Origin of the sequence: Chryseobacterium sp. BGARF1 (assembly GCF_001677955.1) — a bacterium.
GTDB lineage: Bacteria > Bacteroidota > Bacteroidia > Flavobacteriales > Weeksellaceae > Chryseobacterium.
Genome location: NZ_LELA01000031.1, coordinates 21295 through 34708 on the forward strand (window position 1 = coordinate 21295; position 13414 = coordinate 34708).

Genomic DNA, 13414 nt, shown 5'->3' on the forward strand with positions numbered 1-13414 from the left:
AAGTATCTTTGTCGCCTTTCATTTTTACTTTTTATTAGATTTATTTCAAACTGCACTGTCTTTTGACAGACGCAGTTTTTTTATTTTAGGGCTTTTGCAAACTCCCACATCACGATCCCACCACATACACTTACATTTAAAGAATGCTTTGTTCCGAGCTGCGGAATTTCAATAAAAGAATCAATATTCTGCAAAGCTTCATCGCTGATTCCTTCTACTTCATTACCTAAAATTACCGCATACTTTTTAGTATTGTCAATTTTAAAATCAGTAATCATTGTACTGTTTGTCGTTTGCTCGATACCTACAACTTCAAAACCTTGGCTTTTTAAATCATTGATAGTTGCGTTAATGTCACTTTCATAACTCCAGTCTACACTTTCTGTTGCGCCTAAAGCTGCTTTGTGAATTTCACGATGTGGCGGTTGTGGAGTAATTCCACACAGAATAATTTTCTGAACTAAAAAAGCATCTGCCGTTCTAAAAGTTGCGCCCACATTGTGCATGCTTCTTATATTATCTAAAACGACCACCAAAGGAATTTTCTCAACTTTTTTAAAAGTTTCTACATCAATTCTGTTGAGCTCTTCCAGTTTTAATTTATTTACCAAAATAATTTTTATTTCTTATTACAATTTACGAATTCTTCTTAATGAACGGATTTAAAAACGATTCATTATTTTTTATTTTTTTGCACCCATGATTTGATGCACATTTCTCTCAATATTTTGAGCTATTGTTTCCATCGGAATATCATTTTCATCATTATTGAAAGGATCTTCAATTTCCTCAGCAATTAATTCCAGACTCATCAATACATAATACACAAAAACCGTCAATGGAATCATGAAGTATCCAAGATTGATCACATAAGCAATCGGTAACGCCAAAACATATAAAATGATGAATTTTTTTATAAATGAAGAATATGAATAAGGGATCGGTGTGTTTTTAATTCTTTCACAACCTCCACAAACATCAAGAAAACCTGAAATTTGAGTGTCTAAATACAGCATTTCTACATCAGATATTTTTCCTTCTTTTTTTAATTGATGCAATTTGTGAGTCAAAAGAATCACCAAATCCGTAGGTCCGTGATTTCTTAACGATTTTTCAATTTCAGAATAATCTTCATCTAAAGCCAATCTTGTAGATTCCTGAGAAAGATGTTTTGCTAAAAAATGCGGATAGTATTTTAAATATCTTGCAATCTGATTTGCAGAATCTCTGTCGTCTGAAAGAATCGTATTGATCTTTACGGCGAAATTTCTAGTGTCATTTACCAGTTTTCCCCACAGTTTTCTTCCTTCCCACCATCGGTCATAAGCTGTATTTGTTCTGAAAACCAATAATAAAGATAAAACAAATCCTAATAATGAATGAATCAATCCTACATTGCTCACTTTAGATTTTGCGGTTAAATGCAGATACTCAACTTCCAAATACTGGATTCCGTAAGAGTAAACAGCCATCAAAATCATTGTTGGGAAAAGGATTTTCATGGTGTCGCTTTTGTGTAAGCTGACCAATATTTTCAGGAAATGTTTAGTATTGTAAACTCTCATGGGTTGTATGTCTTCTACAAAGATAAAATATTCGGTTTATTCTTTTTTGCGAAAATTTTAATTTAAGTTCAATTAGATGAGCTTAAATGTTTCTCGCTGATCAAGCCGATGTCGCAGATTTTATTAATACGAAAAAAACTTAGTTGAAAGATTATACTTTTTGCTAAGTAGAACTCCTTTGATTATCTTATAAAAATTTTTTTTCAATAAAATCTTTGCCTTCATTGCGTTTTACAATAATGAGCAACAGATTAAAAATAAGTTTATGCTTAAATCTGTGCAAATCTGAGTAATTTGTGGGAATTAAAATCAAAATTTTTATAAATTTCAAAAAAATACTATTTTTATTTCGCATTAAATTCACAAACTCATGATTCTCGAAAACGTAGATGTTGTAAACGATATAACGAAGGAAGATTTTCAGCAAAATTATTTCAAAAAACAGAAACTGCTCCTCATAAAAAATTATGCGAGCCGTTGGGAAGCTTTCGATAAATGGAATTTTGATTTCATTAAAGAAAAAGCTGGTGAACAGGAAGTTCCGTTGTATAATAACAAACCAGCGGATTCTAAGAAAAGTTCTGATGCGCCTGTCACAAAGATGAAAATGAAAGATTATATTAATACAATAAAATCTAAACCATCCGACCTTCGTATTTTCTTTTATATTATTACCGACCGTCTTCCCGAGCTTCTCAAAAACTTCACGTATCCAGATTTAGGAATTAAATTTTTCAAAAGGCTTCCTACGTTATTTTTTGGCGGAAGTGATGCGCATGTTTTAATGCATTATGACGTTGACTTGGGAGATTTTATGCACTTTCATTTTGAAGGAAAGAAGAGAATTCTTTTGTTTGACCAGAAACAGTCGAAGTTTTTATATAAAGTTCCGCTGTCGGTTCACACGGTTTACGATATTGATTATGAAAATCCGGATTATGAAAAATTTCCTGCTTTGAAATATGCAAAAGGCATTGAAATTTTTATGGAACATGGCGATGCACTTTTCATTCCCGGAGCTTTTTGGCATTTTAACAGGTATTTGGAGCCTGGTTTTTCGATGTCGTTAAGAGCTTTACCTAATAAACCTAAAGTTTTTGCTAATATGATATACCATGTTTTTATCATGAGATATACTGATAAACTAATGCGAAAACTTTTTAAAGCAAATTGGGTGAATTTCAAGCAAAAATGGGCGTATGAAAAAGCGACGGAAGCTTTGGAGAAACATTTGAAAAGTATTAAAATTTGATTTTCCCGCGGATTTCACAAATTCGCACAGATTATTACGTCACAAATGCACGAATTTTTTACACATAAAATTGTTTTAAACATCATCTAAGAAAAATAATCATAAACTAATTCGTGCATTCGTGGCAATTTTTCCTCAATCATCCGTGAAAATCTGCGGAATCTGTGGGAGATCTAAAATCAACATTTCCCTCCTTCTTTTTTATTTCATACTTTTACCAACCCAATTTTAAGAACGATCTCAATGGCAAAGGCGACGAAGAAAGAAACCCCGTTAATGACGCAGTACAATACCATCAAGGCGAGATATCCTGATGCACTTTTACTTTTCAGAGTGGGAGATTTCTACGAAACTTTTGGGCAGGATGCCGTTCGAACATCTCAGATTTTGGGTATTGTTCTTACGAAAAGAGCCAACGGAGAAGGTCATATCGAATTGGCTGGCTTTCCGCACCATTCGGTAGATTCTTATTTGCCAAAATTGGTAAGAGCGGGAATTCGTGTGGCGATTTGCGACCAATTGGAAGATCCAAAAACCGTCAAAGGAATTGTAAAACGTGGCGTAACGGAATTGGTGACACCCGGAGTTACGTTCAACGATCAGGTTCTTAGTTCAAAAAAGAATAATTTTCTGCTTTCGCTTCACAAGGAAAAAGAAAAATACGGAATTGCTTTGGTTGATGTTTCCACCGGAGAGTTTTTGGTGAGTGAAGGGAATTTAGATAAAATCTTACACATCATCAATACATTCGATCCGAGTGAAATTATTTATCAGCGAAGTGTACAGATCCCGGATCAGCTGAAAAACAGGAATGTTTTTAAATTGGAAGATTGGGCGTATCAGTATAATTTTGCCTACGAAAAATTAACAAATCAGTTTAAAACCAATTCGTTAAAAGGTTTTGGAGTAGAGGGGCTTCCCCTGTCAATTACTGCAGCAGGAGCTATTTTCGCTTATCTCGTTGAAGATACGCATCATAAATTATTGGCGCACATCACCAAAATTCAGATTATTCCGCAGGAAGATTATCTGATGATGGACCATTTTACGCTGAGAAATCTCGAGATCGTTTATCCAAGCAACCCGAAAGGAAAATCTCTTTTGGATATTATTGATAAAACTTCCACACCAATGGGCGGAAGATTACTGAGAAGAAGAATTATTCTTCCTTTAAAATCTGTCGAAGAAATTGGAAGGCGACTTTCTCTGATTGATTTTTTAAACGAAAACGATCAATTAAAATATGAAATTTCCCAATTATTGCGTGCTATTTCAGATTTAGACCGATTAATGGGAAAACTGGCAGCAGAAAAAATTTCACCTAAAGAATTGGGTTATCTGCGTCAAAGTTTGATCAATATTCAGAAAATTAAAGGATTACTTCATCCTCATGCTGATATTTTAGCTTGGCTGGAACCATTAAATTCATTAGACGAATTGATCGAATTGCTTGAAAATCATTTGAATGAAGAGCTTCCGGTCAATCTTGCGAAAGGAAATGTCATCAAACAAAATATTTCTGAAGAGCTTGATCATTTGAGAGGTCTGCAAAATAAAGGCCGTGGTTTTCTTGATGAAATGTGTCAGCGTGAAGTAGAACGTACTGGCATTACCAGTCTGAAAATTGATTTTAATAATGTTTTCGGGTATTTTATTGAAGTAAGAAATACACATAAAGATAAAGTTCCAGGTGATTGGATCAGAAAACAAACGCTTGTAAATGCGGAAAGATACATTACTGAAGAACTGAAAGAATACGAAAGCCAGATCTTAGGTGCTGAAGAAAAGATCAGCGTTCTTGAAAATCAACTGTACCGAAAAGTCTGTTCAGACACGATGATCTACATCGACAGAATTCAGGAAAACTCAAACATTATTGCACAACTTGATGTTGCAGTAGGTTTCTCTGAACTGGCAGTTTCTGAAAGTTACACAAAACCTGTTTTGAATGATGGTTTTGGTATCGATTTAAAAGAGGCGAGACATCCTATTATCGAAAATGCACTTCCTTTAGGTGAAAAATATATTCCAAACGACATCTTTTTAGATAAAGATTCTCAACAGATCATTATGGTTACCGGACCCAACATGGCAGGTAAATCGGCAATTTTGCGACAGACTGCAATTGTTTGTTTAATGGCACAGATCGGTAGTTTTGTTCCTGCTAAGCATGCAGAGATTGGGCTTTTAGATAAAATTTTTACCAGAGTAGGGGCGAGCGACAATATTTCGGCTGGTGAATCTACTTTTATGGTGGAGATGAATGAAGCAGCGAATATTCTGAATAATATTTCTGAAAGAAGCTTGATCTTATTAGACGAAATCGGTCGTGGTACATCAACGTACGATGGGGTTTCTATCGCTTGGGCGATCGCGGAATATCTTCATCAACATCCGACTCAGGCTAAAACATTGTTTGCAACGCATTATCACGAGCTGAATGAAATGACCGTGAATTTTGAGCGTGTGAAAAACTTCCATGTTTCTATTCAGGAGAATAAAGGGAATATCATTTTCCTGAGAAAATTAGTTCCTGGCGGAAGTGAGCATAGTTTTGGTATTCACGTGGCAAAGTTAGCAGGGATGCCTGCAAAAGTGGTCAACAGAGCCAATGAGATTCTAAAAACTCTGGAAGCAAGCCGTTCTCAAAGCGGTTCTTCTGAAAGTATTAAAAAAGTAACTGATGAGCATATGCAGCTTTCTTTCTTTCAGTTAGATGATCCTGTTTTAGAAAATATCAGAGAAGAACTTACGAAAATTGACATCAATACTTTAACGCCAATTGAAGCTTTAATGAAGCTGAATTCGATTAAAAAGATGATTGGAAAATAATTTTTGCCTTTTTATCAAATAATTATTTGAAATTTATAGTAATAGGAATTTGAAGTTTAGTTCTTACAAAATTTCCATTATGTTTTGCGGGAATCCATTTACCTTTGATGCGTTTTATGGCTTTTTCTACAGAATGATTAAAGCTTTTGTTTGATCCTATAACCTGAGTTTCTGCAATATTTCCATCCCTTTCTACGGTAAAATTCAGGATTGCTTTAAGAATATTTTCATTCTTTTTGATTTTTACTGAGTCTAATATGATAGCATCCTCAATCTTCTTGGTGAAAGCTTCTGTGCCATTAGGAAAATAGGCTTCATGATTGGGATAATCAGGACATACTGTAGCTACATCAACAATCTCTATTGCTTTCGGCATTGATGGCGTTGCGGAAGGGATTGGAATATTCTGTCCAAAAACAATCCCATTAAAGATCATTATGATAACTAAAGTAAGATTTTTCATCGTTAAATTTCTTCAAAAATAAAAAAATCGATGTCAATTTCTGACACCGATTGAAATTAAAAAAAATAAAATTATCTTTAATTAAACTTTTTACTCACCAAAGGAAAAAAGAATATATAGCGTGTCGCTTCACCGTTCAATTTTGCAGGTTTCCAACGGACAAAGATCTTTCTCAATCCTTGTTCTGCAGCTTCTGCATGTTTTTTGTTTTTTGAAACGGCAGTAATGTTTCGTACATATCCGTTTTTTTCAACAATAAAGTAGAGTCTTGTATCTAATTTTTCGTTTTTCTTAAGGTCTAAAGTTTCAATGTTCTCGAAGTATTTTCTTTTAAAAGCATCCATTCCTCCCGGAAATTCAGGGATGGTATCTGCTTTTGTAACGACCTGTTTAAGGTCTAATCTATTTTTAATAACTTCATAATCTGGCAAACCAGAAACATCAGCAATGGTAGTCTGAACAGTTTTTTTTTCTTCTGTATTTTGTGCAAAAACAAGAGAGGAAAAACCAAGAACCATCAAAAAAAACGCTTTTTTCATTTAAATTTAATAATAGTTTTGAGTATTATCGTCAAAGATAAGTATATTAAATGGGTATCAAAATTAATTGAAGTTTAAGGTAAGCGGGACCTTAAAACGGTACCTTACTTTTTGTCCGTTAATTGTAGCGGGAGACCATTTACCTTTAATTTTAGAAACCGCTCGAATAGCTTCGTTATTAAAACTTTCATTAGTTCCACTTGCCGTAATTCCTGTAAGAGTACCATCTCTTTCAATGACAAACATGAGTTCGCATTTTTCAATGCTCTTGCTTATTACATTTTTAACTTTTAATTTCTTAAGTAGCTTTCGTCTGAACGCGTTAATGCCTTCTGAAAATTCAGCAGGTTTTTCAACATCATTAAAAATTTCAGATCTGTTTTTTTTCAAATCTAATTCCTGCAGCTCGGTGGTTCCTGCAATTTCTTGAGCTTGTGTGAAATAGCCAAATAGTAATGCGGATATTATAATTATTTTTCTCATCGTTTAATTTTAGCAAAAATAAGACTCTCAAACTAAATGGTATTTAATTAACAAAATTTAACAAGTCTGATTTATTGGTTTACAAATTCATTCGTTAATTTTGATTATGAAGAAAATTTTGAGTTTAACTGCACTGATTTTCAGTATGTCTTTTTGTTTTTCACAGGAGCAAATTATTGTAAATGACGTTCCGATGATTAAATATGAAGTGCTTGAAAAGAAAATTCAGGAAGAAAAAGAGGTTCTGCTGGTTCTTAATTTCTGGTCTACCACTTGTGCTCCTTGTGTAAAAGAACTTCCGGATTTTATGGAGGTTAATGAGAAATATAAAGACAATCCTAAATTTAAAATGCTTTTGGTGTCTTTAGACCGTCCGAAAGACAAAGACCGTGTTGTTCAATTTATTAAAAACAAGAAACTTACCGCAGAAGTTATTCTCCTTGATGACATTAAACGAATGAATACCTGGATTCCCCGATTTGAAAAAAACTGGGACGGAAATATTCCGGTAACCATTATTTATAAAAACTCAGAAAAAGTACATTTTAATGACGGGGAAATGACAAAAACTGAACTGGAAAACTTAATCACAAAAAATCTATAAACATGAAAAATATTAAAACATTAGTTGCTGCAGCGATAATAGGCCTAAGCTTACTAAACTTTACAACATTCAATAAAAACAATGAAGAACCAAAGCAAAAAGTAAGTTCTTCAAAAGGCTATGAAGTGGGTGATACAGCTGCCGATTTTAAGCTTAAAAATATCGACGGGAAAATGGTGTCGTTGAGCGATTTTAAAATGGCAAAAGGTTTCATCGTAGTTTTTACCTGTAATCATTGTCCGTACGCAAAAAAATATGAAGACAGAATCGTTGCGCTTGATAAAAAATATAAAGAAGCCGGTTATCCCGTGATTGCGATTAACCCAAATGACCCGAATGTGCAGCCGGAAGACGGTTTTCAACAGATGATTACCAGAGCCAAAGAAAAAGGCTTTACGTTTCCGTATTTAGTGGATGAAGGCCAAAAAGTTTATCCTCAATATGGTGCCACAAAAACGCCACATGTTTTTATTCTTCAGAAAGAAGGTGCAAAAAATATCGTAAAATATATTGGAGCCATCGATAATAATTATGATGACCCGAACGACGTTTCAGAACGATATGTAGAAGATGCAATGGATGCTTTATTGAGCGGAAAACCAGTTGCAAACGCCAAAACAGTAGCGATAGGCTGTACAATAAAAGTGAAAAAATAATTTTATTTTTAAAATTAAATTGAGATATTGGGCAGGCTTTTAGTCTGCTCTTTTTTTATAAAGCCTTAGCCCAAATTAATCATGATGAAATTTAAATTTAGCCCGAAATATTTCCTTTTAACCATCCTTATTTTTCTTGTTGAGGTTTTAATTGCAACTATTTTAAAAGATAATTTCTTTATCAGAGCTTACCTGGGAGATGTGATTGTGGTGATGCTGCTGTATACTTTTGTGAAAAGCTTTGTCATCATCAACCAAACAAAATTAATCATCGGGATTTTTCTTTTTTCGTGTCTGGTTGAGTTTGCTCAATTTTTCCATGTAGCAGCCAAATTAGGCTTCCAACCGGGAAGCCTGATGTATATTGTTATCGGAAATTCTTTCTCGTGGATTGATATTTTGTGTTATGGAGTTGGTTGCGTAATTTTATATATTTTCACAAAATTCAAATCAAAAAATGAAGACCATTAGTCTAAATTGAACTGAAGAGGTTGTCGCATACGCATTTTTACTTTCTTGCCATTTTGTTCGCCGGGAACCCACTTTGTTTTTATTTTGTTGAGTGCATTTAGAAACTCTGTTTTTACGGCTTCATGGTCATAAGATTCCATTCTCAAATTAATCATATTTCCTTCTTTATCAATATCAAAAACGGCAATTGCTCTTGCTTTTGCAATGTTCTGCTTTGCTAATCGGGAAGTGTTGAAATTATTGATAATTTGTTTCATAAATGCAGCGTGCCCTCCTGGAAATTCCGGAATTTTGTCTGAAGATATTTTTCCATAATCAGAGCCTGCTTTTACATCAGGATATTGTATCGAATCTTTTTGAGCATCGATAGAGATTATGCAAAATAAAATCAGTAGAAAAGCTAAATATTTTTTCATGATTATTTATCTTCCAAAAGAATCGTACTTATCTTCAGCATACTTGATGAAACGGTTCAGCAAAGCCACATTGTCTTTTTCCATGGGTGAAAGTTCGCTGTCAACGTTATTAGAAACAGGGATGTACCAATCGGTTTGCTCAAAGAAGTTTCTGTACGTTTGTTTTTTAAAGGAATATCCGTGTCTTGCAAAAACTGCATTCTTGATGATTTCCATATCGAGTTTTCTTAGATTTTTCAAGTCTTTTTCTGTCAGTTTTTGTTTAGATGCATTGATTTTAAAAACGGCATCAGAAGCAATCCTGTTTTTTGAAGCTGTGTAAGTTTCTGTTTTTCCGGTTTCTTCGTCAGTGTATTTTTCTTTAAAATCTTTAGGGTTTTCCCAATCAATCAGGTCTGAATTTTCATCCAACATAAAATTCGGATTGTAAACGAACTCTTTTTTGATAAGTTTTAAGTTTTTTAATGGGGCTTTTACGGCAGATTTATTAAAAGCGGTCCATTTTCCGGTGATGCTGTCGTTTTTTAGCTTAATTTCAAATCTTCCGTCGGTTTTATCATTTCCTGGCTCATCCAAAATAAAAGATTGAGAACCTTCATTGAAAACCCCACGAAATGGGCGCTGAGTTCCATTCACAATACTTTGTCCGTACACAGAATCCTGAGTAATTCGGTTGATTTTTAAGGAAAGCCTTTTATAATCTGTTCCTTCGTAATATTCTTTGGTTTCATTATCATAAAGCTCTCCTTTGCCTGCAAATTCTCCGGTATAAATTCCATAGTATTCTTTATGAACTTCTGGGATTACCACAGAATCTTTTTTTGCAGTTAAACTGTCTTTAGGTTTTTCTTCGGTTGTTGCTTCTTTTTTACAGCTCATTAAGCTGATGGTAAAGAGAGTGATTACAGTAAATTTTAAAATTTTCATATAAATTAAATGTGCTTTTTTGTGATTAAATATTCAATTAATAAAATGTTTGGAATCCAGCCCAACCATGCAATGATTTGGTAAACATCCATCGGATTTGGGTGGAATAAATATACAATAATTACCTTCCACATTCTCAAAGTGATGGCAGAAATTGTAAGTGCGAAACTTCGCCACATCCATTGTTTGTGTTCTTTAAATTTTCTCTGTCGGGCTAATTGATAAGCCTTAAACGTAGTAAACCACCAAAGACAACCTAAAATGACAAAAGAAATTTTTGATAAAGATCCACCATTTGCAAAAATTCCCATGTAAATTCCAGAAGGTGCAGCGAATAGTAGAATCAAAAAAATATAAATTTTCCCAGTGTTTCTGTGAAAGTTTTTCAATAGAAAATCTTTTCTTAAAATGGCTAAAAAACCTGTCAATAAAACAAAAATGCTGGTGTAAACGTGAGTGTAGAAAAAGTAAAGATATTCCGGTCTTTCAACTACTTCCGTTTGCTTAATCATCAAAAAGCTCACGTTGGTGTCTAAAGGAATATACTCTAAAGTGATTTTCAGCATCAACCAAAAGAAATACCCAAATCCTATGATGAGAGGAATTTTTAAAAATATGGTGTTTCTTCTGCTTAAAGACATTGTTAATTATGGAAATTCATTGCAATAGGCAATCTAAACAAATATTTTACTGGCTGTCCGTTGAGCAAGGCGGGTTTCCATTTGGTTTTTGACATGGATTTTATACTACGCTCCATTTCCTTATTCATCGATTTATTTTCGCCTATTATTACAATGTCTGTAATTATTCCTTCCTCTGAAATTACAAATCGAGCTTCGGATTTTGCTAAACCATTCGCATTAATTTTACTGCTATTGAAGGTTTTTGAAAAATTATTTCTAAAAGCATTTATTCCTCCCGGATAGACTGGAAGTTCATCAGCATCTTGATATAAACTGTCTTTTTTTTCAAGTTCAAATGTTTTGTTAAGTGCTGAAGTGTGATTTTGAGAAAAGAAGATCCCAAAGCTTAAAAAGAGAGTAATGATTAATGTTTTTTTCATATTGCTTTTTTGTGTTATAAATTATTCAAATCCTCAGCAATCAACCAAGCTTCACTCCAACATGCTTGAAAATTAAATCCACCGGTTACTGCATCAATATTCAGTACTTCTCCAGCGATGTAAAAGTTAGGTAAAATTTTCGAAGACATATTTTTAAAATTAATTTCCTTTAAATCTACACCTCCAGCGGTTACAAACTCATCTTTAAATGTTGATTTTCCTGTAACTTGAAATTTCTTTTTGCATAAATTTTCCAAGATTGTCTGCATTTCTTTTCCTGAAATCTGTGCAACTTGTTTATTTAAATTGATATTTGAAACTTCCAGAATTCTCTGCCAAAAACGGTTGGTTACTTCAAATATTTTCGATTGTCCGATAGATTTCTTCGGATTTGACTGTTTGAAATTCTGAAATAATTCTTCAGCATCATCGATATTTTTAGAAATAAAATTGACCTCAATCTCAAAATTGTATTTCACTTTTGCCAAATTAATCGCTTCCCAAGCCGAAATTTTCAAAATTGCAGGCCCCGAAAGTCCCCAATGGGTAATCATCATCGGTCCGCTTTCTTCCGTTTTCAGTTTCGGAATCGATGTTTCTGCCATCTCAAAACTTGTTCCTAAAAGGTCTTTCAGCAAGTCATCTTTAATATTAAATGTAAATAAAGAAGGAACCAAATCAATGATTTTATGTCCCAGATTTTCAATCATTTTTAAAGATTTTGGCGAACTTCCCGTTGTATAAATGACGAAATCAGCTTCAAAATCTCCCAAACTGGTTTTTACCAAATACTTTTCATCATTTTTTAGAATTTCTTTGACCGAACTTTTGGTTTTCACTTCAATATTTTTCTGTTTCGTTTCGTTTAAAAAGATGTTGATAATGGTCTGAGAAGAATTGCTTTCCGGGAAAATTCTGTTGTCCTTTTCTATTTTCAACGGAATATTTCGTTTTTCAAACCAATCCATGGTGTCTCCTGGCTGAAATTTGGTAAAAACGCTCAGTAATTCCTTGTTTCCACGAGGATAAAACTGAACCAATTCTCTTGGGTCAAAACAAGCATGGCTTACGTTACAACGCCCACCACCCGAAATTTTTACTTTTTGTAAAACATCTGAATTCTGCTCAAGAATGGTAACTTTATATTTCTTTTCGTCAAGATTTGCTGCACAGAAGAAACCTGCTGCACCGCCTCCGATAATGATAATTTGCTTCATAATTTTTTATTAACCACAAAAGGCACAAAAGTTTAATGCTATTTTGAGTTTGTCAAAAGAACAAAAAAGGAATGTGAAATCATTTTTATTATTTGAAAATTCACAAGCTTTTATGCAACGGATTATTTTTACAAAACTACAATTTTTATAAACCATCTTATTTGAGTAATTTTGAGGATTATAATTTTTGAATTTTTTCTAACCACAAAAGTCGCAAAAGCTTTTTAACACATTAGTTATTTTAAGTTTAATTGATTTTGTAAAAAAGAACACATTAGTTTTTTGAAAATCTAAGATTTTCATCTGTTGTGAACTTTATGTAATCGTATTTTAAGCTTTAAGATTACAATTTATCTTTTGTGGTAAAATAAAGTTCAAATTAAACTTTTAAAAAATGACTTTTTACCATACATTCGAAGTTCGCTGGAGCGACTTAGACGCAAATAAACATTTGGCCAATTCATCTTACGTGCAATATTGTGCACAAACAAGAATGGCTTTTATGAAAAAAGAGAAAATGGGTGTTACCCAAATGAGCCGATGGGGAATTGGCCCTGTGATTATGCATGAGCGTTTTTCTTTTTTCAAGGAAATTTTTGCTGATCAAAAGGTAATTGTAAGCCTTGAAATCGATGGATGTGCAGAAGATGCTGCGATTTATCGTTTTGTTCACAAGTTTTATCTTCCGGATGGTTCGCATTGCGCAACCTCAGAAGCGACCGGTGTTTGGATTGATACGATGCTAAGAAAAATGACTTCTCCACCCGATGATGTGGTAGAAGCAATGAATAAATATAAAACTGCTGAAACGATATTGATGACGAGAGAAGATTTTAAAAAACTTCCTTTCCGTCCGGAAAATATTGACCCAGCAACATTTAACTAATAAATGATAAGAGATAAATGATGTTTGATAGCCTAAGAAA

16 protein-coding genes are annotated in these 13414 nt (G+C 33.5%); 6 read left to right on the top strand and 10 right to left on the bottom strand.

The annotated features are described in order from the left end of the window. Positions 1-80: 80 nt before the first annotated feature. Together AB671_RS05115 and AB671_RS05120 are read right to left on the bottom strand one after the other, a co-directional pair. Positions 81-611, bottom strand: a complete 531-nt coding sequence (locus AB671_RS05115) for an RNA methyltransferase (RefSeq protein WP_066677132.1) — start codon at positions 609-611, stop codon at positions 81-83. Positions 612-683: 72 nt separating this feature from the next. Next, positions 684-1565: a bestrophin family protein gene (locus tag AB671_RS05120; RefSeq protein WP_066677130.1), complete on the bottom strand. Its 882-nt coding sequence runs from the start codon at positions 1563-1565 to the stop codon at positions 684-686. A gap of 370 nt (positions 1566-1935) precedes the next feature. On the opposite strand from AB671_RS05120, the gene AB671_RS05125 reads away from it, so the two are divergent. Continuing rightward, the gene (locus AB671_RS05125) at positions 1936-2817 is read left to right on the top strand and encodes a cupin-like domain-containing protein (RefSeq protein WP_066677128.1); all 882 of its coding nucleotides are present in this window, start codon (positions 1936-1938) and stop codon (positions 2815-2817) included. A gap of 243 nt (positions 2818-3060) precedes the next feature. Beyond that, positions 3061-5649, top strand: a complete 2589-nt coding sequence (mutS, locus tag AB671_RS05130) for a DNA mismatch repair protein MutS (protein ID WP_066677126.1) — start codon at positions 3061-3063, stop codon at positions 5647-5649. A gap of 22 nt (positions 5650-5671) precedes the next feature. Here mutS and AB671_RS05135 read toward each other — a convergent pair whose 3' ends face one another. The 3 genes from AB671_RS05135 to AB671_RS05145 form a co-directional block, all read right to left on the bottom strand. Continuing rightward, positions 5672-6112 carry an energy transducer TonB gene (locus AB671_RS05135; protein ID WP_066677121.1) on the bottom strand — a complete coding sequence of 147 codons (441 nt, stop codon included), beginning with the start codon at positions 6110-6112 and terminating at the stop codon, positions 5672-5674. A 77-nt stretch (positions 6113-6189) separates the two neighbouring features. Further along, complete coding sequence (locus AB671_RS05140) at positions 6190-6651, bottom strand: energy transducer TonB (RefSeq protein WP_066677119.1); 462 nt, start codon at positions 6649-6651, stop codon at positions 6190-6192. Positions 6652-6714: 63 nt separating this feature from the next. Next, positions 6715-7134, bottom strand: coding sequence for an energy transducer TonB (locus tag AB671_RS05145; RefSeq protein WP_066677117.1), 420 nt, complete (start codon positions 7132-7134; stop codon positions 6715-6717). A 106-nt stretch (positions 7135-7240) separates the two neighbouring features. On the opposite strand from AB671_RS05145, the gene AB671_RS05150 reads away from it, so the two are divergent. The 3 genes from AB671_RS05150 (at position 7241) to AB671_RS05160 (ending at position 8865) form a co-directional block, all read left to right on the top strand. Continuing rightward, the gene (locus AB671_RS05150) at positions 7241-7738 is read left to right on the top strand and encodes a TlpA family protein disulfide reductase (RefSeq protein ID WP_082987236.1); all 498 of its coding nucleotides are present in this window, start codon (positions 7241-7243) and stop codon (positions 7736-7738) included. A gap of 2 nt (positions 7739-7740) precedes the next feature. Further along, positions 7741-8394, top strand: coding sequence for a thioredoxin family protein (locus AB671_RS05155; protein WP_066677116.1), 654 nt, complete (start codon positions 7741-7743; stop codon positions 8392-8394). A gap of 84 nt (positions 8395-8478) precedes the next feature. Further along, positions 8479-8865, top strand: coding sequence for a DUF2809 domain-containing protein (locus AB671_RS05160; protein WP_157444132.1), 387 nt, complete (start codon positions 8479-8481; stop codon positions 8863-8865). Here AB671_RS05160 and AB671_RS05165 read toward each other — a convergent pair. The 5 genes from AB671_RS05165 to AB671_RS05185 are packed head-to-tail and all read right to left on the bottom strand — an operon-like array spanning position 8862 to position 12488. Next, complete coding sequence (locus AB671_RS05165) at positions 8862-9281, bottom strand: energy transducer TonB (RefSeq protein ID WP_066677112.1); 420 nt, start codon at positions 9279-9281, stop codon at positions 8862-8864. The two genes, AB671_RS05160 and AB671_RS05165, sit on opposite strands and share 4 nt — an antisense overlap. A gap of 6 nt (positions 9282-9287) precedes the next feature. Continuing rightward, the gene (locus tag AB671_RS05170; RefSeq protein ID WP_082987237.1) at positions 9288-10208 is read right to left on the bottom strand and encodes a YARHG domain-containing protein; all 921 of its coding nucleotides are present in this window, start codon (positions 10206-10208) and stop codon (positions 9288-9290) included. A gap of 5 nt (positions 10209-10213) precedes the next feature. Next, entirely contained in the window at positions 10214-10849 is a 636-nt protein-coding gene (locus tag AB671_RS05175; protein ID WP_066677110.1) for a DUF2306 domain-containing protein, read from the bottom strand. 2 nt (positions 10850-10851) lie between these two features. Next, positions 10852-11271, bottom strand: a complete 420-nt coding sequence (locus AB671_RS05180; protein WP_066677108.1) for a hypothetical protein — start codon at positions 11269-11271, stop codon at positions 10852-10854. Between the two features lie 14 nt (positions 11272-11285). Then, a complete protein-coding gene (locus AB671_RS05185) occupies positions 11286-12488 on the bottom strand; it encodes an NAD(P)/FAD-dependent oxidoreductase (protein ID WP_066677107.1) in 1203 nt (400 codons plus the stop codon). A gap of 394 nt (positions 12489-12882) precedes the next feature. Between AB671_RS05185 and AB671_RS05190 the strand changes: the two genes are divergently transcribed. Next, complete coding sequence (locus AB671_RS05190; protein ID WP_066677105.1) at positions 12883-13374, top strand: acyl-CoA thioesterase; 492 nt, start codon at positions 12883-12885, stop codon at positions 13372-13374. The last annotated feature ends 40 nt before the right edge of the window (positions 13375-13414 follow it).